Raw genomic sequence first — 22,562 nt, 5'->3', positions numbered from 1 at the left:
TGCGCGCTCCGTTACGCGAGGGTCGTTCCCGGTGATTCTGCTGGCGTACCCGGCGGTAAGTCACTACCCGGAAGACACGAGTCCGCCACATGGGGTGACGCACAGACGAAGGCGCGGGCCGTCGTCACGCCGCGCAGGCCAGCTCCGGGTCCTCCCGCAGCTTGCCGAGCGCCCGCGAGACGGCGCTCTTGACGGTCCCCACGGACACGCCCAGCAGCTCAGCGGTCTGCACCTCGGTGAGGTCCTCGTAATACCTGAGCACGACCATCGCCCGCTGCCGGGCGGGCAGCCGGCGCACCGCCCGCCACATCGCGTCCCGCAGCGCCTGCTGCTCGGCCGGGTCCGCCGAGGGCGCGGACTCCCGCTCGGGGAGCTCCTCGCAGGGGTACTCGTCGACCTTGCGCTTGCGCCACTGCGAGGTCCTGGTGTTGACGAGCGCCCGGCGCACGTAGCCGTCGAGCGCCCGGTGGTCCTCGATGCGGTCCCAGGCCAGATACGTCTTGGTGAGCGCCGTCTGCAGCAGGTCCTCGGCATCGCACGGGTTGGCGGTCAGCGAGCGGGCGGTCCGCTGCAGCACCGGCCCCCGTGCCCGTACGTAGGAGGAGAACGACGGGTACACGGCGGCGGTGGATGCGCTGGTGCACACAGTCGTCGTGGTTGCTGTCATGCCCTCAACGCTAAGAGCGCGCCCCCGCCCCACGGATCGGCCGGAGGTGCCGAAGGGCGCTCACTCTCAGGTCGTACTGCGGGGGCCGGTCCCACCTACCGGAGGGGGAGGGACTCTCCGCCTCTGCTCCCCCCTCCGCGGCCCCCACGATCATCATTCGATGATGGCCACCGGGGCGTCGATCAGGTTGCGGTCGATGGTCAGTTTCCGGCCACCGTGCGTCTCGCTCACATTGCCCGCGTACTGGTGGATGCGCCGGTGCGGCTGCCAGGACGACGAGGAGAGCACCTGCTCCTTGTCCGTCGACGGCGTCACCCGCCAGCGGGCGAACCACACCACGTCCGGCAGGTCCTCCCACCCGGACCGGCGGGCCAGCTCCATGTGCCGCACGCCCGACTCGGCGCTGCTGTAGAAGCCCGCCAGATACCCGTACCGGGCCACCGTGGAGCTCCAGGAGCGGATGAAGCTGAGGGTGGCGCTGCCGCAGTCCTCGTCCGAGTAGTCGTACGCCTCCATGTCGAGGTAGAGCGGGCTGCCGGACACGATGCCGAGGGCGGACGCCGCGCGGACCGCGTCGCGGCCCTCGGTCATGCCCTGGCCCTCGGGGTCGTCACCGATCGGGAAGTCCCGCTTGGACGCCGCGCGCACGCACGGCGACTGCGAGCCGACGAAGAGGGGCAACACCTTCCAGCCCAGGTCGCGGGCGCCGGTGAGCCACCTCCTGGAGAGGTAGCGCTGGTTCGGGCAGGCGCGGGCGCGGCCCGCGTAGTAGACGCCCACCGCGCGGTAGTCGGAGTTCGCCCAGGCGCTCAGCGTGGTCAGCGGCGGGGCCTGGCAGGTGTCGATTCCATGTCCCCTGTAAACGGCGCTTCCGGCGGCCGGGGCGGCCGTGACGGGCACGGACTGGGTGACCACCTGGGCCAGCGCCGCCAAAAGGGCGACGAGATATCCGATGATCTTTCTCCGTCGGTCCATACGGACGAGTCAAGGCGTCCCGAGACCCCCGATTGGCGGTGACACGCCCTGCTTTCATCCGTCTGCTCCGAGAATCAGCCCCGAGGTGGGAACACCGGTCCCGGAGGTGACGAGCACCCGCGCCGCCCCGGCCACCTGGTTGACCGACGTGCCGCGCAATTGCCGCACCGCCTCGGCGATGCCGTTCATGCCGTGCAGATACGCCTCGCCCAGCTGGCCGCCGTGCGTGTTCAGCGGCAGCGCCCCGGCGGTGGTGAAGTCCCCGCCCTCGCCCGGGCCGCAGAAGCCGAACTCCTCCAGCTGCATGAGCACATAGGGCGTGAAGTGGTCGTAGAGGATGCCCACGTCGATGTCGGCGGGGCGCAGGCCGCTGGTGCGCCACAGCTGCCGGGCGACGACGCCCGCTTCGGGAAGGCCGGCCATCTCGCCGCGGTAGAAGCCGGTCATCTGCTCCTGCCCGCGGGCCGCGCCTTGAGCGGCGGCGGTGACGACGGCGGGCGGGTGCGCCAGCGTGCGGGCCCGCTCCAGGCTCGTGACCACGAGGGCCTGCCCGCCGTCGGTCTCCTGACAGCAGTCGAGCAGCCGCAGCGGCTCGACGATCCAGCGGGAGGCGGCGTGTTCGGCCAGGGTGATCGGGCGGCCGTAGAAGTACGCGGCCGGGTTGACCGCCGCGTACCGGCGGTCAGTGACCGCGACATGGCCGAAAATCTCGGGTTCGAGGCCGTACGTGTGAAGGTAGCGCCGCGCGTTCATCGCCACCCAGGAGGCGGGCGTCAACAGTCCGGAGGGAAGCGCCCAGCCGAGCGCCACGCCCTCTGCGGACGGCTCCCGGTGCCGCACGCCTGCGCCGAACCGGCGGCCCGAACGCTCGTTGAAGGCGCGGTAACAGACGACGACCTCGGCAGCGCCGGCCGCGATCGCGAGCACCGCCTGCTGCACGGTCGCACAGGCCGCCCCGCCGCCGTAGTGCACGCGGGAGAAGAAGGAGAGCTCCCCGATGCCGGTGGCCTGGGCCACGGTGATCTCGGGGCTGGTGTCCATGGTGAAGGTGACCATGCCGTCGACGTCCCCGGGCCCGAGGCCCGCGTCCGCGAGCGCCGCCCGGACGGCCTCGGCGGCGAGGGCGAGTTCACTGCGGCCGGAGTCCTTGGTGAAGTCGGTGGCGCCGATGCCGACGATGGCGGCCCTGCCGCCGAGGGTGCCTCCCTCGCGCGCGCTCACGACGCCTTCCCTGCCAGGCTCACGGTCACCGTGCCGCTGACGTGGCGGCCGAGGCGGTTGGTGCCGACGATGGCGACGTCGACGAGGGCCGGGCTGCCGTCGGCCTCGTTGCCGTCTTCCCCGTCGCCGTCGGCACATACGGAAGTGATGGTTCCGGTCAGCACCATCACATCTCCCGGGTAGTTGGGCGCGCCGAGCCGGATGGCCATCTTGCGCAGGACGGCGCCGGATCCGAAGTGATCGGTGACATAGCGGCCCACGAGGCCGTTGGTGGTCACGATGTTCATGAAGATGTCCGGGGCGCCCTTGGCCCGCGCCGCTTCGGGGTCGTGGTGGACGTCCTGGTAGTCGCGGGATGCGATGGCCCCGGCGACGATCAGGGTGCGGGTGACGGGAACGGACAGCGGGGGCAGCTCGTCGCCGGGTTTCACGCCCGTACCCGCCCGTCGTCGGCCGGGCCCACCGGGCGGAAGAACGGCAGCTCCTGCTCGCCGTCGGGCCGCTGGAACTCCACGCGCACCCGCATTCCGATGTGGACGCCGCCGGGCTCCACGCCGGTGACGTTGCCGAGCATCCGGACTCCTTCGGCGAGTTCGACCAGGGCGACCACATAGGGCGGCTCGAAGCCGGGTGCGGGCGGGTGGTGGACGACCACGTACGAATAGACGGTGCCGGCTCCCGAGACCCGGGCCTCCGTCCACCTCGGCGATCCGCACCCGCCGCACCCCGGCAGCCAGGGAAAGCGCAGCTCGCGGCAGTCGTCGCAGCGCTGGGCCAGCAGCTCGCGGCGGGCGACGCCCGCCCAGAAGCCGGCGTTGTCGCGGCCCACCACGGGCTTCGGACGCCGGCCCGCCGCCCGCGCCGCGGGCGCGTACCTGAGGATGCGGAAGCGGTGGGTGGCCGCGAGGGCGCTCACACCGGCCGTACGCACCTCGGTCCGCGTGGTGATGAAGTGCCCGGCGCCCAGCTTGGTGGCCTTGCACGGGGACACGGATTCGATGACCGAGTCGTAGGTGACCACGTCGCCCGGGCGCAGCGGGCGGAAGTACTCCTGTTCGCAGTCGGTGGCGACGACGGCGGTGAATCCGGCGGCATCGAGCAGGGCGAAGAGCTCGCCCAGCGCCGCCGACCGGCCGGCCTGCCCGCCGCCGAGCCCGGCCAGCGTCCAGGCCTGGAGCATCGCGGGCGGGGCGACGGCGTCCTCGCCGGCATGGGCGGGGTGGGTGTCGCCGACGGCCTCGCACCAGTGCCTGATCATGGCGGTGTTGACGGGGTCCTTGCCCCGCGCCGACACCGCGGCGGGGTGGCCCTCGTACGCCTTGAGCCGCTCGTACAGGTCGCTCACCGGGGCCTCCCCTCGCTTACCTGACTGTCCGTCAGCTCTACGGGGGCTGTCAAGACGGTCGGCGCCGCGCCAGGAGAGCCGACGTCGCGCCCGGAAAAGCCGTGAGGCGGCACCGAAGTGCCGCCTCACGGTTCGTACGACCCAGTCCACTCTCACCACATCAACCCTTGGTGTCACCCCGGGTGCGGGGGATCACTCGGGGCTCACCACAGGTTGGTGAAGCGCACGGTGATGTTGTCCTGACGGATGGCCGTATGGCCGGATCGGTTGACGCTCGCCGTATTGCTCTGGTTCGCGGCGCCGGTGCCGGTGGCCTGCTGCTGGGTGGTGGTGCTGGTGCTGGTGCCACGGTTGGTACCCCCGATGCCGCTCCCCACGATTCCGGCGGCGGCCGCGTTGGACCCCCGGTTGGCCAGCTGGCCGCCGTCGTCGGCCTGGGCCACGCCGGTGAAGAGCAGGGCCATCATCGGAAGCGCCGCGACGGCGGCGAGAACGCGGGCGGCAGTGCGGGTGCTTGCCATGTCAATTCCTCCAGAAGGAACTACCGGACGTAGCCGGGTGGAACTACCGGACGTAGCCGGATGGTTGGCCAACCTCCGGCGATGTTTTCGACGTCGCGCCTCCAGATTTGCCCACCGAATCTCCACCGAACCCCCAAGACGTCCTCATTCCCTCGCAAGCATGATTTCTCCTGAATAAACCTTCACTACTCGACCAACTTCTCCTATCACCCGTACCGCAGCCCACTCCACGGCCACTCCATAGCCACTCCCTGGCCGCGATTCCCCCACACCTCCTGCGCCGGATCGTTTCTCCGGAAGGTTCCGTGGGGATTCGGCGGGGATTGCCCCGGGGGACCTCCTGCATGACGGCCTGGTCTGCCGCACGGCCTCCGGCGGGTCGCGCCGGGGTGCGGGACGGTGCGACCGGGCCGCCGCCCGGCTCGGTCGCGAACGAGGGCGCTCGGGGGCGCACATGGGCGCTCGACGGCGCCTGAGTCCGGTTGCTTGCGCCCGAAGATGCTCAACCTGCGTTGGTTTTCGCTCATTTCCGTTCGCGTTGCGCCGCGTCCGTCGCCGTCCGCCCGTGTCCGTTCGCATCCGCCCGTACCCGTCCGGGCCGACCCCCGCCACTGGGCGGCGGGCCGGCCGCTCCGGAATCAGGAAGGTGCCCGATGAACCTCGTACTCCAAGCCCTGCCCGTCGCCGTCCCGTCCGTCGGCTGGGCCGCCCACGCCCTCTTCCTGGCGCGCCGGCTCCGTACCGCCCGTACGGACCCGCTGACCGGCCTGATGCGGCGCGAGGAGTTCACCGGCCGGGCGCTGCGGGCGGTGCGCCACCCGCACGCGGCCGTGCTGCTGCTGGACCTCAACGGCTTCAAGCAGATCAACGACACCCACGGCCACGCCGCGGGCGACCAGGTCATATCGGGGGTCGGACGGCGCCTGGACGCGTGGTGCCGCGAGCGCGGCGGCTTCGCCGCGCGGCTGGGCGGCGACGAGTTCACGGCCGTGATCCGGCTCGCGCCGGACGCCGACCCCGACGCCGAGATGACCTACCTCTCCGCCCGCCTCTCCGCCCCGCTCGACACGGGCCGGGTGACCCTGGCGCCGCGAGCCTCCATCGGCCTGTGCCGCACGAGCCATCGCCCGGGCGCGGGCCTGTCCGACCTGCTGCGCGGTGCGGACGAGGCCATGTACACGGCGAAGCGGCTGGGCGAGCACTGGCGGCCCGCCGGGCCCGTCAACACGTACGGCACGGCGACCGGGCGCCGCGCGGGACGGCCAGGCGCGCACCTGGCCCTGCTGCCCCCGGCACGGCGACGGGCTTCGTAGGCGCGTCGGGCGGCGGCTCGGGTTCGGGGCGTTCGTCGGGGACCGTCGGCGCGGGCGGGGACCGGAAGAGCCGGTACCGCCCGCGCCGCGACCGTCAAGCCCGGCCTACCGGACGCGGAAGTTCGATATCCGGTCGTACGCAGCGGACATCTCGGGCTATCGATTGACGACGGCCACGCCCGCCCCCGAGTCTGACGCCCGCAGTCACCGGCAAGTCGGGAAGTTCTCCAATGAGGAGGCAGATATGACATATACCCGTCCCAACACACCCCGATTAGCTCTCAACGCACTGGGCGCGACGGCCGCGGCCCTCGCCCTGACGGCGGGCACCGCGTCCCCGGCGGGGGCCGCGGGAGCGCCGGACCGGCCGCGGCCGCGCGCCGAGCGCTACGTCGCCCTGGGCGACTCCTTCACCGCGGGCCCCCTCATCCCCCGCCAGGTCAACTTTCTGTGCTCGCGCTCCGACACCAACTACCCGTCGCTGACCGCCAGATCGCTGGACGTGGCCGCATTCCGTGACGTGAGCTGCATCAACGCCAAGACGGACCACATGTGGCGGTACCAGGCCGTCACCGGCAACCCGGCGCAGCTCAACGCGCTCGGCACGGACACCACGCTCGTCTCGCTGGGCATCGGCGGCAACGACATCAACTTCACCGAGATCCTGCTCAAGTGCACGTTCCCGTTCTCGCCCATCCCGGAGGGCAGCCCCTGTCAGCAAAGGTTCACCAACGCCGACGGCACGGACGAGCTCGCCAAGCGCACGGACGAGACCGCCCCCAAGGTCGGCGCCGTGCTGCATGAGATCCATGCTCGCGCCCCGCACGCCCGCGTGGTCGTCGTGGGCTATCCGGCGCTGCTCTCGGAGGACGGGCAGGGCTGCCGCGAGTCGCTGAAGATCGCGGACGGCGACATCCCCTACCTCCGCGGCACGGTCCGCCGCCTGAACGCCATGCTGCGCCGTGAAGCGGTCGCGGCCGGGGCCATGTACGTCAACACGTACGCCACCACCGTCGGCCACGACGCGTGCCAGGCGCCCGAGGACCGCTGGATCGAGGGCATGAACCCGGTCGAGCCCGGACGGGCGGCGTCCTTCCACCCGAACGCGGACGGCGAACGGGCCATGGCCGAGGCCGTCACCGATGCCCTGCTCGACGGCCCGGCGGCCAAGCAGCGCTGAAAGAGCGCGGCAGCTTCCCTCTCCTCATGAACGGAGCCTCATGCGCCTCACCCTCCTGGCCACGGCCGCCCTGAGCCTTGCGGCGGTCGTCGCCGCGCCCGCCGCCCACGCCGACACGGCCGCGCCGCAGACCCGGCTGCAGACATGGCCGCAGACCCAGCCGCAGGCCTGCAAGAAGGGCTACTTCTGCCTGTTCGAAGGCCCGCACGGGACCGGACGGGTCCTCTATGCCGCCAACCCGCACATCACGCGGACCGGCTTCAAACTCCAGGAGGAGGCGGACATCGAGCCGTCCGTCTTCCCCAGGTCGGTGCGCAATCCGCTGCCCGACACCTTCGGCTGCATCGTGCGCCTCAACGACCGGCCGGGTTTCGCCGGAGAGGAACAGGAAGTCTCCGGCTTCGGCGATCACGAACTGGACGGCAGGCGGGTCGCCTCGCTCACCCCCGACTGCGGGTGACACGGACCGCCTAGGGCGTGTCCGATGGGTCAGTGCGGGTCCCGCGGCGTCTGGTGCTGGGGGCACCTCCCGGCGGTAGCTGGGGGAGCATCGCAAGGCGGAGCATGACCCGCGTACTGGGCGTACTCGGGATATGCGACAACGCGGCGAGGTGCCGTGCTGGGGGCACCTCCCAGCGGTAGCTGGGGGAGTCGCGGGGCCTGTGCTGACCCATCGGACACGCCCTAGCCATGCACCGGACCGGACGGATCCGAAAGCCGTACGGGCCGGCTGCCCGCCCCGGGTCGCCGGCTGCCGGATCCCCCGGAGCCGCGCTCTGTCACAGCCGGTGCCCAACACCGTCCCGACTCGATACGCCGCCACCGCTCCCGCGGCCTGCAATGATCATGACAGCCATATTCGGCCAACTCATCGACTGCAGTACCCAACGGGAGAAATCCGTGTCCCTCCGCAAGACCCCGGCCATCGCCCTGGTGACCCTCACCGCCGCGCTTTCCCTGACGGCCTGCGGCCCCGGCACCCCGTCGGCCGACCACACGGCCGGACCGTCGGCTTCGTCCGGGTCCGGCGGGTCCACCGGATCCGGCGGGTCCTCGGGCGGCGGTTCGAAGAAGGACTGCCCCACGGCGCAACCGGGCCACAAGCTGGTCATCGTGGACTCCAGAAGCGCCGAGAGCGGCGCCATCGAATACCACGAGGCGAAGCCGGTCTGCGGCGCCGACGGCATCAAGTGGGAAGGCACGTCCAAGAAGGGCAAGTCCCACATGGCGTACAACGAGACCCCCAAGGTCAAGCTGATCAACGCCCAGGGCAAGCTCGCCGACGCCACCAGGGACGACGCGAACGCCAAGCTCTCCGAGTGCTGGAGCGGCCACGACCAGCGCCCGACGAACTCCCCCCACGGTCCGTGCTACGCGAACGCGTACGACATCGTCGACAAGGGCTGGGACGTCGGCATCACGGAACTCACCCAGCTCCCGGGCAACTGACGAAGGGGGCCCTGCCGGGAGCGCGCCCCGGCAGGGCCCCTCGCTCCCACCCCCCAGCGGACGGAACTACTCATTCCGGACCCCTGCCGCAAAACCACCGGGACACACGTGCAAAGATCCGGACAATGATGCGGGCGCTTCTGGTACATGGAAGCGCCCTCACTTGATTCGGCTGATTCGGCACAACTCATGGAGTCATACGTGACCCTGTCGCGTCTCGTCACTTCGGCGATAGCCATCGCCCTGGTCGGCGCCACCGCCGGCACCGCTCTGGCCGCCGACAAGACCGCCGCCGACGCTCCTGCGGCGTCCGGCTCGGCGAAGAGCGTCTCTCGGAGCGCCGCCACTTCCGGGCAGCACAAGCCGACCCCTGCCGCACCGTTCTTTTTCCTGTCCGGGGTCCTGCCGTCCGGCCAGATGTACGTCTACATGCCCAACGGAAAGGGCGGCTTCGACGACCGCTCGGGCGCCTACATGTGGCAGCACTTCAAGTACGGGGTATCGGTCGACCCCGACCTGACTGGCTATCAGGACGGCGCATACCACGTCATGGACGACGGCACGCTGAACCTGTGGCGTGGCGGGAAGCTCAAGAAGGTGGCCACCGGCTGGGGCCGGTACGACGTCGTCTTCTCGCCCGGCACCCTGGGCAGCGCCGCCCACCCCGACCTGCTGGCCCGCGACAATCAGGGCGTCCTCTGGCGCTTCCAGACCAAGGCGGACGGTTCGCTGGCGCCGCGCGTCGGTGTCGGCTCGGGCTGGAATCAGTACACGCAGATCACCGGCCTCGGCGACCTGACCGGCGACGGCAAGCCGGACATCGTCGCCCGCGACGGTGAGGGTGTCCTCTGGCTGTACAAGGGCACAGGCGATCTGCGGAAGCCGTTCGCCTCCCGGGTCCGGGTCGGTGGTGGCTGGAACCAGTTCAACAAGCTGGTGGCCACGGGTGACGTCGACGGCGACGGCCACAGTGACCTCCTCGCCCGCGACCCCAAGGGCGACCTGTGGCTGTACAAGGGCACGGGCAAGTCCTCCGCGCCCTTCAAGTCCCGGGTCAAAATCGGCACCGGCTTCAACCAGTACCGCGACCTCTTCTAACAGCCCGTCGGCTCCGGTCCGCGCACGACTCGGGGTTCAACCCGCGCGCAGCTCGTCGAACCCGAGCAGCATTGCATCGACGGCGAAGGTGAAGCGCTCCTCGTCGTCCACGCCTGCTCGGTCGCGCGCCGCCCTGGCGATGAGCGGATATCGCTCGGTCTCCAGGGCGGCCAGCCAGCCCGCGCCACCCGACTCGTGCGCGTCGACGGCAAGCTGTGCCTCCATGACGGCGTGCCCGATCGTGAACACCGACACCGCGTTGAGGGCGTGCAACGCACGACCGAGCGGAAAGCCGTTGTCCGTCAGCATGCGCAGGAACGCCTCGATATCGTCGAGCGTCGCCTGGGTGACCGCTGGGCGGGAGGCGGCGAGCGGGAGGATGGCCGGGTGCCGCAGCAGGCCCTCGCGCAGCGCCTTCGCGTACTCACGCAGGGCCTCCCGCCAGTCGGCGGGCCGGTCCATCGCCGGTGCGGCAGTTCTGAACACCTGCTCCACCAGTCCGTCGAGCAAGGCGTCCTTGTTCGGGACGTAGTGATAGAGCGTCATTGCCTCGACGTCGAGCTGCTCGCCGAGCGAACGCATGGTCAGGGCCTTGAGCCCTCTGCGGTCGACCAGGTCCAGTGCCGCGTCAAGGACTCGCTGCCGACTCAGTCCCACGCGCTCGCCACGGCCGCGCCGTGCGCCCGGCTTCTCGGCCGTCATGCGTCGCCACCTCTTCACCCCGAGCATTGACTTTCATACAAGGTAAGGCAAGAATCGGACTCCGGCGATACTTACGCCGTAAGTCTAAGAGCCCGTTCCCCGGACACCACAGGAGCTGCAGATGCCCTCCGTCACCGCCTTCGACAACAAGCAGGTCATCCTCGGCTTCATTGCCGCGCTCAACGACCGGGCGAGCCAGGACTGGGTGCAGTACCTCGCACCGGATGTGGTGGACCACAACAAGATCATTTTTGGCGAGGAGGAAGCGCCGGGCGCTGCGATAGAGGGCTTCCGGCAGCAACTCGCCGCGTTCAGCGCCGAGCACCCGGACGACGGCTTTCACGCGGAACAGCTCATCGCCGAGGGCGACGAGGTCGTGGCACGGCTTCGGGTACGCGGAGTCCACACCGGGTATCACGCCCGGATGCCCGAGCCGACCGGCCGACGTTGTGACGTCGAACAGATCTGGATCTTCACCGTGCGTGCAGGCCGGATCGCCGAGATCCGCGCTGTGAGCGACCGTCTCGGCATGTTCCTCCAACTCGGCTGGGACTGGCCGAGCGAGGACTGAGGGAGCGTGTCGGAGCAGGCACGAGCCGCAGTGATCACGGGGAAGACCATGCGCGAGGTCGTGCGCGCGAAAGGGGCGCCCCGATCCGGGACACCCCTTCTGACCAGCGCCTGCGCTGGTCTCGCGGAGGCTGTGGGATGTGAACCCACGGTGACATTGCTGCCACGACGGTTTTCAAGAGGGCTGTGGGTGCAGACCGCGCTGACCTTCTGACCTGCGGAAACAACCCTTTCGGCGGCACTCAGGCTGCTCCACGGGCCAGAGATGGGCCACAAGCTCGGGACCTGCGCCGTCACATCGGCTGAACATCAGCCACAGCCGTTCCGCCCCTGCTCGTGCTGCTCGATCACGGCCCGGGCCCACGCGGCCATAACCAGCCGGGGAAGCATCTCGGCGGGGAACCAGTGCAGCATCACGCCCTCGGTGAGGGCAAGCTCCCCGGCGTCACCGTCCCAGCACCCAACGAAGACCGTGATCCGCCCCTCGCCTTCCGGCCCTTGCACGGTAACCACGGTGTAAGGCAGGAGGTCCGGCAGGACAAGACCAGCCTCTTCCTTCAGCTCCCGGGCAATGGCGTCCGCTGGGCTCTCCTGGTCGCTGTCACGGCCGCCGCCCAGGAGGGACCAGGCTCCCGGATCGCAAATGCCCGGGATGTTGTCCCGCAGGTGCAGCAGGTAGTCACCCCTCCCGTTGGTGATCACTGCTGCCGTGCCCATCGGCTCCTGACTGATCACGCTCTCCTCCGCCCGGCTGGGGTCACTGCGAACCGCTAGCATCGCTGAACGATCCGGCGGTGGAGGGAGCGTTCACCCGTGCGTCACCCGCGCGTAGGCGTCGCCATCTTGACGATGGGCAACCGATCCGAAGAGCTGCGAGCCCTCCTCGACTCCGTGGCCAAGCAGGACGCCACCCCCACCCGCATCGTGGTCGTCGGCAACGGCTCTCCCCTGCCGCCGCTGCCCGACGGCGTGACCGCAGTGGAGCTGGGCGAAAACCTGGGCGTCTCCGGTGGCCGTAACGTCGCCCTGCGGGCCCTGGAAGAATTCGGGGACGTCGATGTGGTGGTGGACCTGGACGACGACGGGCTGTTGCTCAGCCCCGATGTTTTCGGCCGGATCCAGGAGCTGTACGAGCAGGACGACCGGCTGGGCATCGTCAGTTTCCGGATCGCCGACGAGACGGGGCACACCCAGCGGCGCCACGTTCCGCGCCTGCGGGCAGGAGATCCGATGCGCCGCGGGCTGGTGACCACGTTCCTCGGCGGCGGGCACGCGCTGTCGATGCCGATGCTGGAGCAAGTAGGCGGCTGGCCCGAGGAGTTCTTCTACGCGCACGAGGAAACGGACCTCGCCTGGCGGGCCCTCGATGCCGGTTGGAAGATCCTCTACGAACCCGGCCTCGTCCTCCAGCACCCGCGTACCCTGCCCACCCGCCACGCGGTCTACCACCGGATGGTCGCCCGTAACCGAGTCTGGCTGGCCAAGCGCCACCTTCCCGCCGCCCTTGTCCCTGTCTACCTCGGCGTGTGGACCCTGCTCACCCTCGCCCGGAGCCGGTCTCTCGGCGGGCTCAAGGCATGGGCCGGCGGGTTCATGGAAGGCGTCAGAACGCCGTGCGGGCGGCGCCAGCCGATCAGATGGGCCACGGTGTGGCGCATGACCAGGCTGGGCCGCCCGCCGATCATCTAACCCGCGTTCACACCACCCGGAGGCTGGATGCCCCGGCCAGCTGCCGCATCCACTCCGGTGTGGCTTCCGGCCGCTCGTTGACCCACTTCACATAGCGGTCCACGCCGTCCTCCATGGTGATCTGCGGCTTCCATCCGAGGGCCCGACGCATGCGACGCGTGTCCGCGTACCCGCCCATCGGATCCCCAGGGGGCAACGGTCGCTCGACCAACGCGGCATCCGGGTAGTGCATCAGGATGCGGTCGGCGATGCTGCGGATCGTCGTCGGCCGTCCGGTGCCGATGTTCACCACCTGGCCGTCGGCGCCGGGAGCGATCAGCGCGCGGATGGTGCCCTCGGCGATGTCGTCGACGTGAACGAAGTCGCGCACCTGGTAGCCGCCCCCGTTGAGTTCGAGCGGCAGGCCGAGACTGGCGCGCATGGCCAGCCAGGCCACGACCCACGAGTGAGAGCCCTGCTTCACGGTTTGGGGTTCGCCGTAGACGCTGAAGTACCGCACCACGGCATACGGGACCTGGGCGGCCTCCATGGTGATCTTCACCTGGTGTTCGCCCCAGAGCTTCGTGTTGCCGTAGACCGACAGCGGCGACGCCGTGTCGTCCTCGCTGAACTGCACCGGCTCGCCCAGCTCGACGGAGTGACCGTTGCCGTAGACGCTGGCCGACGAGGTGAAGCACAGCCGCCTGATATGGCCGGAGCGAGCCACCTCGTCCAGGAGCACCTGTGTGCCGTGAACGTTGGTCTCCAGGGCCGCATGGGGCTCTCGGGTGCACGCGGCGACGTCCGCCATGGCGGCGGCATGGATGACGTAGTCGGACTGGCCGATGACGTGCCGCATCATCGCGCGGTCCGACACATCGCCCACCACGGTGTCGGGGTGGCAGGTGTCGATGCCGAACAGGTCGGAGTAGACCTCGCTCGGGTAGGCGTCGAGCTTCCCGACCGCGATCACGCGGGCCCCGGCTGCGCGGAGCCGGACGGCGATACGGCTGCCGATCAGTCCTCCACCCCCGGTTACTGCAACGGTCGTGCCATCGAACTCGGCCAAGGGATCGGACTCATGCCCGCTGAGCCAGGAGTCCGCCGCTTCGGCCACCTGGTCATCACGTCCGGCGACCGGCCGGGCGTAGTGCCGAGTCGTGACGCTCGCGTTCGAGTGGCCGAGCCGGTGAGCGGCGGTCATTACGCCGTAATGATCGGCGACCCACGTTCCGTGTGAGGCGCGCAGATCATGTGGGGTCACGTCAGTCAGTCCGGCCGCCGACACGGCGGGGTCGAAGTACGCCTTGCGCCACTGGTTGTAGCGAAGCGGCTTGCCACCGGGGGTCGTGAACAGGAGCGCGTCATCTCCACCGGTCAGAGTCTCCAGATGTCGCCCGAGCCGCTTCGCAAGCGCCGGGCCGACTTGCAGGAGCCGCTTCTGGTGGGACTTCGGTGTGTCGAAGACCAAGGCGCCGTTGGCCTCCGCCAGGTTCTCATCGACCAGGACGAAGCCGCCGGACACGTCGATGTCCACGCGCCGGAGGGCGAACGCCTCACCGACACGCAGTCCCGCGTACGCGAGGAGAGCGATCAACGAGTCATGCGGCTTATCGGCACACCGCACAATCCGGGCGGCGTTCCTCGATGAGTCGGCGAGGGAAGCGGACGCCCGTACCGAGCCGCTCCGCGACCTCGTACACGGTGAGGAGTCGGTCCATGGTCACCACTCCCCCTCATTCGCCAGTGCGTCACGAGCTGTCTCGCGGTTGAGTTGCAAGCCGCAGTGGATGGTGGCGGCGAGGGCAGATTCGCCTGGGGGGGGGTGGCCATGTCCGGCGTACTGCCAGTCGGCCAGGACGAGGACGGTGTCCGGCTCGGCGTCGTCCAGGCCGAGGGCCGCGGCCTCTTGGGCGGCCCGGTAGTCGGCGCGTGCCTGGCGCAGGGTGCCCAGGGTGGTGGAGTAGCGGCGGGACTTGGAGGAGAAGTGGCCCCGGAAGCCGAGCATGTGTGCCCAGGCCCACAGGCGCCGGTCAGGGTAGAGCGGATCGAGCCGCTTGCAGGCTTCGATCAGACGACGGGTGTGGTCGGGGACGTGGTGGCGGTCGAGTTCGGGGAGTTCGCCGATGCGGCGGTCCAGGGTGCCGGTGGTCTCGGCGGCTTTGGTGGCGTACTTGGCGACGTAGGAGGCGACGGCCTGTTCCGTGATGTCCGAGCCGTCCCCGAACGCTTTCACGGGCCGTACGTCCAGCTGGGCGCCCCAGCGGAAGGTACGGGCGGGCTGGTCCTCGACGGCCGGAACTGAGACAGAGGTGTAGGCGTGCGTGGTGGCGGCATGAATGGCATCGGTGAGGAGCTGCACGGTGGCCCAGGACGGTGGTGGGGTGTTGGGTCCATCGGGGCCGTCGAGCCGGATGACGGCATGGAAGTGGATGGCGCCGCGCTTCTGGAACTCGGCGACCTTGCCGTACGAGAAGCGGGCACGCTCCTTCAGCTCTCGCTGGGTGATGCCGGCACGGGCGGCGATCTCGCGGCGGAGGCGGTTCGTGAAGCGCTGCCAGAGCTGTCCGGCGTGGTGGTTGAACAGCACGGCGCCCGCGTAGTCGTAGGTGGCCGGATCGAGGGCGGTGCCCAGCTCCGGTGCGTCTGGAGCGTGGTGGATGCCGCAGCGGCAGGCGGCACGGTCCGGGCGGTTGTGGACCGGGCCGAAGGAGGGGGCCGTGAGGGTGGCGAAGACGCGGGGATGGTCGCGGACGGTGGCGCGGATGTCTCGGCGGTCGTCCCCAGCCAGGCCAGCGCGGATGAAGTGGTAGGTGTCGCCCGCGTAGGTCCATGCGCAGGCCGGGCAGCGGGAGGCGCGGCGGTTGCCGCAGGCGACGCGGAGACGCCCGCCCGGCTCGGACTCGGTTGAGTAGTGGTGCAGGGTGGCGCCGGTTGCCTTGTCCTTGTGGATCACCCAGCCGCGCAGGTGGATGGGGTCGGCGCAGCCGCCGGTGCGGCGGATCTGGTCTTCCCGGCGGGAGTGGTCGGAGGCCGAAGCCACCCTCAGCAGGTCGCTGAGGGTGGTCGGGTCGAGCAGGTCAGGCACGGACACCCTCCCGGTTACGACAGCTGGTGCGGGTGCCGGTGCCGTGGCAGGCCGGGCAGTCGACGGTGATGGTCTGGAGGTGGCCGGACTGGTTGCGTCCGCCGGCGGTGATGGCGGCGGAGGCGAAGCCGTCGCAGTTCGGGCGGGTGCCGGGCGGCGGCGTCGGCGATGCGTTGCAGCGTGGTCATGCGCTCGACACCGTCCATGGCCAGCATCATGGACTCGGCGAACTGCAGGCGGCCGTCGGAGGAGGTGCAGGTCGAGGCGAGGAAGCCGGGGCGATTCACGGTCTACATGGCGAGTTTGTTGTGGGCTTGCCGAGGTGCACACCGTCACTGTGTCGACGGCGACAACACCCTGATAGTCCTAATATGCGAGTTTCTGTCTAGCTCTTGCGCCCCAAGACGCGGGGGTGGGTTACTCCTGTTATCCGCGCGACGAGCCGCCCACCCCTTCACGGGACATGGGTCAGTCGCTCATGCCGATCCCGAGCCGCCCTCTACATCGACACATGCGATCACAGGGCCCCGGGAGTCCAGTCGGGAGCCCCTGTCATGCCTCACCCTCGTATCAATCCGTCCCGCCGCACCACCCTCGCGGCAGGTGTCGTCACCGCCATCACCGTCATCACCGGCCTCACGTCAATCCCTGCCGCCCACGCCCAAACCCTCGTCGGCTGCAGCACGGGAGACCTCAACACCGCCATCACCAACGCCAACACCAACGGCGGCGGCACCCTCTTCCTCTCCCCCGGCTGTGCCTATGACTACACCGCTGCCTTCAGCGGCGAAGACGCCACGCCAGCCATCACCTCGCCCATCACCCTGATCGGCAACGGCGCCACCATCCGGCGCGACCCCACCAGCACGAACACCTTCCGCCTTCTCGACATCGCCAACGGCGGCAGGCTCACGGTTTCGATCGTCACCATCAAGAACGGCAACCCCACCGGAGACGGCGGAGGAATCCTCGTCGAGAACGGCGGCACGCTCAACGCCAACGCCATCACCATCAGCGACAACAGTGCCAGTCGCGGCGGGGGAGTGGAGATCAACGCCGGGGGCACCGCCACCATCCGGGCCACCAGCATCACCGGCAACACCGTCGGACTCGCCGGCGGGGGCATCGACAACTCCGGAGGAAGCCTCACCCTGTCCGCATCACGACTCACCGACAACACCGCGGGCTCGCCCCTCGTCGGCGGAGGAGGAGGCGGCTACGACCAAGACGACGGCACCGGCGTCATCACAGGCACCGTCATCAGCGGAAACACGTCCGCTTTCGCGGGTGGGGGGATCGACCACGACGGCGGGCCGATGACCATCTCAGCCAGCGCCATCACGAACAACCGCGCACTTGGCGTACCCACGGGATCAAACCACCCTGGCGGCGGCGGCATCTGGACAGGTGCTTTCAACGCGGCCGAGACCATGACCATCAATGGCACCGCCATCACCGGCAACTCCGCCACAAGCGGCGACGGAGGAGGCATCCGGAACGAGTTCATGGGGGCGCTGACCCTGAACGCCACGACCCTCAGAGGCAATACGGCCGGAGGCCGAGCCGGTGGACTCTTCAACGGTGTCGGCAGCACCGCCCACCTCAACTCCAGTGCCGTCACGCGAAACACCTCCAGCACCGCACCGGGCGGTGTCTACAACTCGGGCACCGTCACGAACACCAGCTCTACCATCACCGCCAATTCCCCCACGAACTGCGCTTCAAGCCCCAACCCCGTACCCGGGTGCTTCAGCTGAGAACGGCTTCTACGTGGCGAGTCGGGACAGCCTCTTGAAGCAACAAGGGACGGCGAAGCACCGGCCCGGCCGCCATGGGGGTGCCTTGGTCCACGGCAGATACCTGGCAAGGTGGTTGAGGCTCGTGGTCGGCACCGTGAGGCATACGGGCGCCCTGATCTGTCGTCGCGCCCGCCGTCGGGACTGACTGCCGTCGGCTGAGGTCGAGACGGACAGCCCCGAACAGGCGCGAGCCGAGACCGCTGATCCTCCAAAATACGGCCCAACAAGCGCTGATCATTGCTCTTTGGCGCCACGATTCCCCTCAGTCCCCCTCCCGCTACGCAGCATCTATCTTCTCGACGACATGCCGTGCTCGGAAGAGCCTGTAGCTGCGCGCTGTGCAGGAGAGATAGTGCGCCCCGCCGTGACGCCAACGCCCTACTCCGACACCACCAGCGGACAGCGACGAGCCCACGCCCCAGGCAACCGCCAGGCACCGCCAACCCAGCCCGACTCAAATCAGGGCGTCATCAGATCGACACCAGCCCAGGGCGACAGGAGTCCCACCGAGGGGCCTAGCGTGGCTGCACCAGATGCGCACCAGAACAGGCGGTCAACCACGGTTAACGGCGGCGCTTGGTGGGGAGCACACATGGCGACGGCCCCCGACCGTCATGCCTGGTCAGGGGCCGTCAAACTGCGGAGGCTGTGGGATTTGAACCCACGGTGACATCGCTGCCACGACGGTTTTCAAGACCGTTCCCTTAGGCCGCTCGGGCAAGCCTCCCCGCACCGTCCATCGGGCAGTGCGGGGGTCAGCCTATCGCCTCAGTTGTCGCCCTTGCGCTCGCCCAGGGTGATCTCCGTCGTGGACTGCTTGCCGTCGCGCGTGTAAGTGACCGTCACCTTGTCGCCCGGCTGGTGCGACCAGATCTCGCTGATCAGGGTCGGACCGCTGTCGATCTTCGTGTCGTCGAGCTTGGTGATCACGTCGCCCGGCTTGAGGCCCGCCTTGTCGGCCGGTCCGCCCGGGGTCACCGCGGGCGTGCCGTTGGCGCCGTTGGCCGCGATCTTGGCGCCCGTGCCGGCGTCCTTCATGTTGACCGTCGCCGAGATGACCGGGTAGATCGGCGTACGGTTCTTGATCAGCTGATCGGCCACGTTCTTCGCCTGGTTGATCGGGATCGCGAAGCCGAGGCCGATGCTGCCGGACTGGCCCTGACCGCCGAAGCCGCCGCCGTTCCCGGCGGACTGGATGGCGGAGTTGATGCCGATGACGGCGCCCTGCGCATTGAGCAGCGGGCCACCGGAGTTGCCCGGGTTGATCGACGCGTCCGTCTGCAGCGCGCTCATGTACGAGGCCTGGCCGCCGCCACCGCCGTCGCTCGACGCCACCGGGCGCTTCTTGGCGCTGACGATGCCCGTCGTGACCGTGCCGGACAGGCCGAACGGCGCGCCGATCGCGACCGTGGCGTCGCCGACCGCCGCCTTCTCGGAGTCACCCAGCGGCAGCGGGTTGAGCTTGGCGCCGGAAGGGTCCTTCAACTTGATGACGGCCACGTCGTAGCCCTGGGCGCGGCCCACGACCTCGGCGTCGTACTGCTTGCCGTCGGAGAAGGTCGCCGAGAGCTTGCCGCCGTCGGCTGCCGAGGCGACGACGTGGTTGTTGGTGAGGATGTGGCCCTGCCTGTCGTAGACGAAGCCCGTGCCCGTACCGCCCTCGCCGTTGTTGCTCTGGGCCTCGATGGTGACGACGCTCGGCAGCGCCTTGCTCGCGATGTCCGCGACCGAACCGGGCGTGCGGCTCTCGGTCTTGGGGTCGCCGGAGGAGGAGACGGTGGTGGAACCGTCGCTGCCGGCCTTGTCGGCGGCCCAGTAGCCGATGCCGCCGCCCACGCCGCCCGCGACGAGCGCCGCCGCGAGGACGGCCGCCACGAGACCGCCGGCGCGCTTGCGCTGCGGCGGCGGGGTGGGCGCACCCCACGGCGCCACGGGCCCCATGCCCGCGCCGTCGCCGGCACCACCGGGCGCACCCCCGTAGGGCGGAGGCGCGTCGGGACCGCCGTACCAGCCGCCGCCCCCGGCACCGGCGGCGTTGCCCTGGTAACCGCCCGGCATCCCCGCACTGGCGAACGCGGCCGTCTGCGCGGCCTGCGCGGGAGCCACGGCGGGAGGCGCGGGCACGGCACCCGCCACCGGCGCGGCGGGCGCATCGGCATCGGGCGCGGTCTTGGTGAGCACCGGCGCCTGCGGAGCCGGTGCGGCCTCGGCCTGCGGGGAGGAGCCGACGACGTCCACCGCGGGCACGGCCGCGGTCTGCGCGGCGGGTGCGGAATCAGCGGCGGGCACGGAATCGACGGCGGGTGCGGAATCAACCGGACCGGCAGGACCAGCAGAGTCGGCGGAACCAGCGGGACCGGCGGAAGCAACGGACCCGGCGGAACCGACCGCGTCGGAAAGCTCCGCAGGCTGCGGCGGCTTCGCGGGCAGCGCGGGAGAGGGCGCCCCGGCGTGGGAATCGGCCAGCACGTAGTCGTCCGGTTCCGGACCGTCCGGGGAGGCGGCCGCGGCGGGCAGCCGCACCGTTTCCCCAGCCGCGGCCGACGTCACTGCTTGCTCAGCCGCAGGCGCGCCCGTCTGCTCGGCCGCAGGCGCACTCGCACCCTCGTTCTCGGTGCTCACGGTGTCTCCTCATCAGGTGCACGTCAGTTTCGTCGCGACTTCCGGCCACGCTCTCATACGGTCTGCCGCCAGCTTTTCCCATCGCGCGTCAGACCGCCGTAAGTGGAGGCTGTGCCCTCTGACATCCGTCTTTACTCCGGACAAATTGCGCCGCATGCGTGATTGTGCCAGCCGGTGGCACCATAACGCGGTGACCTATGCGTACCCGGCCCGGGACAGCCGTCCCGAGCGGCACTCCCTCGACGTCGTCGCCCATCGCGGAGCTTCCGAGGACGCTCCGGAACATACGCTGGCCGCGTACCGCAAAGCGATCGAGGACGGCGCCGACGCGCTGGAGTGCGACGTACGTCTGACCGCCGACGGGCATCTCGTCTGTGTGCACGACCGTCGGGTGAACCGCACGTCCAACGGCCGCGGTGCCGTCTCCGGACTCGAACTGGCCGATCTCGCGGCCCTCGACTTCGGCTCGTGGAAGGGTCAGGCCACCGACGCCGAGGCCCCCGACCGCGACCCGGACCTCGACAGGGTGTCCCCGGCATCCCTCCCCGGGGAGGCGGACGACGACCATCGCGACCGCACCTCCGTCCTCACTCTCGAGCGGCTCCTGGAGCTCGTGGCCGACGCCGACCGCCGCGTGGAGCTGGCCATCGAGACCAAGCACCCGACGCGCTGGGCGGGTCAGGTCGAGGAGCGGCTGATCACCCTCCTCGACCGTTTCGGCCTCGCGCGGCCACCTAAGGACGAACCCTCGCCCGTACGGGTGATGAGCTTCTCCGCCCGCTCCCTTTACCGGGTGCACCTCGCGGCACCCGGCATTCCGACCGTCTATCTGATGCAGTTCCTCTCGCCGCGCTACCGCGACGGACGGCTGCCCGCCGGAGTGGGCATCGCCGGACCGAGCATCCGCATCGTGCGCAACAACCCCGAATTCGTCTCCCGGCTCCAGCGCGCGGGAAACGGGGTGCACGTGTGGACCGTCAACGAACCGGAGGACGTCGAGCTGTGCGCCCGCCTCGGCGTGGACGCGGTCATCACCAACCGCCCCAAAGCAGTGCTTACCCAGCTCGGCCGACGCTAGGCCGTTGCCAGGCCCCATCTCTACCCACTGACAGCTCCGTTGACAGCCCCCCACACCCCCTTACAAGGAGTGCACCGGCGCGTTCAGACCGTATTCGAGCGGCGTGAGTGCACCCCCGCGTCGGAGTTGGCCGGTTTCCGGTCCAGGCCATTGGGGCATCCATCCCCTGACGTGGGGCAAAGGAGGTCTCGGGGGTGGCGTTGGTGGTGGCACAGGAGGTGCCCACGTCGTCGATCATGGCCGTACCCCATGGTCCAACCGGTGTGGGCGAGGCAAGACACCGGATGCGCAAGGAATTGCGCTCCAGCGGGGTAGCGGATTCGGTCATCGACGACGCCGTACTGATCCTTTCGGAGCTGCTCAGCAATGCGTACCGGCACGGGCGCCCGCTGAGCCCCGAGAGCGGCGGCAGGGACGGCGAGGACGGCGGCATCAGGGCCGCCTGGCGGGTGGACGAGCGCGGTCGGCTCACCGTCGAGGTCACCGACGGCGGCGGCCCGACCCGCCCACATCCGGCCACTCCCTCGGTCACCGCACGCGGCGGCCGGGGCTTGAACATCATCAGCGTGCTCTCCCTCGACTGGGGCGTACGGGACGCCGTCGGCGAGGTGACGGTATGGGCCGCGCTCTCCACACACGCCGGTTTCGCTACGCGCGTTGAATCCGCCTTGGGCCACGGCCTGGACTCCGGCCTTCCGCCCGAGCTGACCTACGACCTCGACGAGCTGGCCTGAGCCGTACGGCCTCTTACGACCCTCACGGCCCCGGCCTTACCGCCCGCGCGACTCTTCGCGTTCTTTGCGCTCCTTACGGCACCTACGACCCTTACGCGCCGTCGCGGAATTCGCGGGGGCACGCCCCGCCGCCCTCCAGGTGCGCCGCGGCCCATCGCCCCAGCTCCTTGAGCGCGGGCTCGAGCGCCGACCCCGCCTCCGTCAGCCCGTAGGCAACCCGCAGCGGAGGGCCGGCATCCACCTCGCGTACGACCAGGCCGGCCGCGGCGAGCTCCGTAAGCCGGTCCGACAGCATGCGCTCGCTGATGCCCGGGATGGCCCGGCGCAGCTCGGCGAAGTACGCGCGCCCCGGCAGCAGGGTGGCCACGATCAGGCCCGTCCACCGCTTGCCGAAGAGCTCGAAGACCCGCGTGATGCCGTCGTCAACGCTCTTGCACGCCTGCACGCTGTGAACCCGGTCCTCCGCCATGACCCCAGGGTACCCCCGTTCCGTGAGCTACTGCGAAAAAGTAAGCTCCTGTGTTACTACTAG

At 69.9% G+C, this 22,562-nt stretch carries 21 protein-coding genes, 1 tRNA gene and 4 pseudogenes; 10 read left to right on the top strand and 16 right to left on the bottom strand.

The features are described from left to right. Positions 1-124: 124 nt before the first annotated feature. From FHS39_RS15920 to FHS39_RS15895, 6 genes are all read right to left on the bottom strand, one after another. On the bottom strand, positions 125-667 hold the full coding sequence (locus FHS39_RS15920; protein ID WP_184350000.1) for a SigE family RNA polymerase sigma factor: 543 nt from the start codon (positions 665-667) through the stop codon (positions 125-127). 153 nt (positions 668-820) lie between these two features. Further along, complete coding sequence (locus FHS39_RS15915; protein ID WP_184349999.1) at positions 821-1,642, bottom strand: DUF1906 domain-containing protein; 822 nt, start codon at positions 1,640-1,642, stop codon at positions 821-823. 54 nt (positions 1,643-1,696) lie between these two features. After that, complete coding sequence (locus FHS39_RS15910) at positions 1,697-2,863, bottom strand: thiolase C-terminal domain-containing protein (protein WP_184349998.1); 1,167 nt, start codon at positions 2,861-2,863, stop codon at positions 1,697-1,699. Next, positions 2,860-3,294: a MaoC/PaaZ C-terminal domain-containing protein gene (locus FHS39_RS15905; RefSeq protein WP_184349997.1), complete on the bottom strand. Its 435-nt coding sequence runs from the start codon at positions 3,292-3,294 to the stop codon at positions 2,860-2,862. The genes FHS39_RS15910 and FHS39_RS15905 overlap by 4 nt, the downstream gene beginning before the upstream one ends. After that, positions 3,291-4,208, bottom strand: a complete 918-nt coding sequence (locus FHS39_RS15900) for an OB-fold domain-containing protein (protein ID WP_184349996.1) — start codon at positions 4,206-4,208, stop codon at positions 3,291-3,293. Before FHS39_RS15900 ends, FHS39_RS15905 begins: the two co-directional genes overlap by 4 nt. 203 nt (positions 4,209-4,411) lie before the next feature. Next, the gene (locus FHS39_RS15895) at positions 4,412-4,729 is read right to left on the bottom strand and encodes a hypothetical protein (protein ID WP_184349995.1); all 318 of its coding nucleotides are present in this window, start codon (positions 4,727-4,729) and stop codon (positions 4,412-4,414) included. Between the two features lie 653 nt (positions 4,730-5,382). Here FHS39_RS15895 and FHS39_RS15890 point away from each other — a divergent pair. From FHS39_RS15890 to FHS39_RS15870, 5 genes are all read left to right on the top strand, one after another. After that, entirely contained in the window at positions 5,383-6,042 is a 660-nt protein-coding gene (locus tag FHS39_RS15890) for a GGDEF domain-containing protein (RefSeq protein ID WP_184349994.1), read from the top strand. Between the two features lie 244 nt (positions 6,043-6,286). Next, the gene (locus tag FHS39_RS15885) at positions 6,287-7,222 is read left to right on the top strand and encodes an SGNH/GDSL hydrolase family protein (RefSeq protein WP_184349993.1); all 936 of its coding nucleotides are present in this window, start codon (positions 6,287-6,289) and stop codon (positions 7,220-7,222) included. Positions 7,223-7,262: 40 nt separating this feature from the next. Next, positions 7,263-7,682: a peptidase inhibitor family I36 protein gene (locus tag FHS39_RS15880; protein ID WP_184349992.1), complete on the top strand. Its 420-nt coding sequence runs from the start codon at positions 7,263-7,265 to the stop codon at positions 7,680-7,682. Positions 7,683-8,122: 440 nt separating this feature from the next. Beyond that, positions 8,123-8,671: a hypothetical protein gene (locus tag FHS39_RS15875; protein ID WP_184349991.1), complete on the top strand. Its 549-nt coding sequence runs from the start codon at positions 8,123-8,125 to the stop codon at positions 8,669-8,671. A gap of 201 nt (positions 8,672-8,872) precedes the next feature. Further along, positions 8,873-9,769 carry an FG-GAP repeat domain-containing protein gene (locus FHS39_RS15870; protein ID WP_343069599.1) on the top strand — a complete coding sequence of 299 codons (897 nt, stop codon included), beginning with the start codon at positions 8,873-8,875 and terminating at the stop codon, positions 9,767-9,769. A gap of 36 nt (positions 9,770-9,805) precedes the next feature. Here the strand turns inward: FHS39_RS15870 and FHS39_RS15865 are convergent, their stop codons facing one another. Then, positions 9,806-10,471: a TetR/AcrR family transcriptional regulator C-terminal domain-containing protein gene (locus FHS39_RS15865; RefSeq protein ID WP_184349989.1), complete on the bottom strand. Its 666-nt coding sequence runs from the start codon at positions 10,469-10,471 to the stop codon at positions 9,806-9,808. Positions 10,472-10,592: 121 nt separating this feature from the next. Here FHS39_RS15865 and FHS39_RS15860 point away from each other — a divergent pair, with 121 nt between their 5' ends. Then, the gene (locus FHS39_RS15860) at positions 10,593-11,042 is read left to right on the top strand and encodes an ester cyclase (RefSeq protein ID WP_184349988.1); all 450 of its coding nucleotides are present in this window, start codon (positions 10,593-10,595) and stop codon (positions 11,040-11,042) included. A gap of 308 nt (positions 11,043-11,350) precedes the next feature. Here the strand turns inward: FHS39_RS15860 and FHS39_RS15855 are convergent, their stop codons facing one another. Further along, on the bottom strand, positions 11,351-11,776 hold the full coding sequence (locus FHS39_RS15855) for an NUDIX domain-containing protein (protein ID WP_343069598.1): 426 nt from the start codon (positions 11,774-11,776) through the stop codon (positions 11,351-11,353). Between the two features lie 78 nt (positions 11,777-11,854). On the opposite strand from FHS39_RS15855, the gene FHS39_RS15850 reads away from it, so the two are divergent. Beyond that, positions 11,855-12,730, top strand: a complete 876-nt coding sequence (locus FHS39_RS15850; protein ID WP_184349987.1) for a glycosyltransferase — start codon at positions 11,855-11,857, stop codon at positions 12,728-12,730. Between the two features lie 7 nt (positions 12,731-12,737). Here FHS39_RS15850 and FHS39_RS15845 read toward each other — a convergent pair. The 5 genes and pseudogenes from FHS39_RS15845 to FHS39_RS15830 all read right to left on the bottom strand — a co-directional run. After that, positions 12,738-13,742: pseudogene (locus FHS39_RS15845) on the bottom strand (NAD-dependent epimerase/dehydratase family protein); the annotation flags it as partial. 36 nt (positions 13,743-13,778) lie between these two features. Beyond that, a pseudogene (locus FHS39_RS15840) lies at positions 13,779-14,348 on the bottom strand (tyrosine-type recombinase/integrase); the annotation flags it as partial. Continuing rightward, a pseudogene (locus FHS39_RS25480) lies at positions 14,344-14,430 on the bottom strand (DNA-binding protein); the annotation flags it as partial. The pseudogenes FHS39_RS15840 and FHS39_RS25480, both read right to left, overlap by 5 nt. 2 nt (positions 14,431-14,432) lie before the next feature. Continuing rightward, on the bottom strand, positions 14,433-15,797 hold the full coding sequence (gene repSA, locus FHS39_RS15835; RefSeq protein WP_184349986.1) for a replication initiator protein RepSA: 1,365 nt from the start codon (positions 15,795-15,797) through the stop codon (positions 14,433-14,435). A gap of 14 nt (positions 15,798-15,811) precedes the next feature. Continuing rightward, positions 15,812-16,084: a hypothetical protein gene (locus tag FHS39_RS15830; RefSeq protein ID WP_184349985.1), complete on the bottom strand. Its 273-nt coding sequence runs from the start codon at positions 16,082-16,084 to the stop codon at positions 15,812-15,814. Between the two features lie 267 nt (positions 16,085-16,351). Between FHS39_RS15830 and FHS39_RS15825 the strand changes: the two genes are divergently transcribed. Continuing rightward, positions 16,352-17,554, top strand: coding sequence for a hypothetical protein (locus FHS39_RS15825; RefSeq protein ID WP_184349984.1), 1,203 nt, complete (start codon positions 16,352-16,354; stop codon positions 17,552-17,554). 682 nt (positions 17,555-18,236) lie between these two features. Here the strand turns inward: FHS39_RS15825 and FHS39_RS15820 are convergent. Both FHS39_RS15820 and FHS39_RS15815 read right to left on the bottom strand, forming a co-directional pair. Beyond that, positions 18,237-18,323, bottom strand: a tRNA-Ser gene (locus FHS39_RS15820). Positions 18,324-18,364: 41 nt separating this feature from the next. Next, positions 18,365-19,885, bottom strand: a complete 1,521-nt coding sequence (locus tag FHS39_RS15815; protein WP_343069597.1) for a S1C family serine protease — start codon at positions 19,883-19,885, stop codon at positions 18,365-18,367. A gap of 523 nt (positions 19,886-20,408) precedes the next feature. Here FHS39_RS15815 and FHS39_RS15810 point away from each other — a divergent pair. After that, positions 20,409-21,296 carry a glycerophosphodiester phosphodiesterase gene (locus FHS39_RS15810; protein ID WP_343069596.1) on the top strand — a complete coding sequence of 296 codons (888 nt, stop codon included), beginning with the start codon at positions 20,409-20,411 and terminating at the stop codon, positions 21,294-21,296. Between the two features lie 107 nt (positions 21,297-21,403). Continuing rightward, a pseudogene (locus FHS39_RS15805) lies at positions 21,404-22,030 on the top strand (ATP-binding protein). A gap of 91 nt (positions 22,031-22,121) precedes the next feature. Here the strand turns inward: FHS39_RS15805 and FHS39_RS15800 are convergent. Next, positions 22,122-22,499, bottom strand: a complete 378-nt coding sequence (locus tag FHS39_RS15800) for a winged helix-turn-helix transcriptional regulator (RefSeq protein ID WP_184349982.1) — start codon at positions 22,497-22,499, stop codon at positions 22,122-22,124. Positions 22,500-22,562: the final 63 nt, after the last annotated feature.

It is taken from the genome of Streptomyces olivoverticillatus (assembly GCF_014203555.1).
Classification (GTDB): Bacteria; Actinomycetota; Actinomycetes; order Streptomycetales; family Streptomycetaceae; genus Streptomyces; species Streptomyces olivoverticillatus.
The sequence above is the reverse complement of the archived record's forward strand: the minus strand, read 5'-3'. Positions and strand labels throughout refer to the sequence as shown.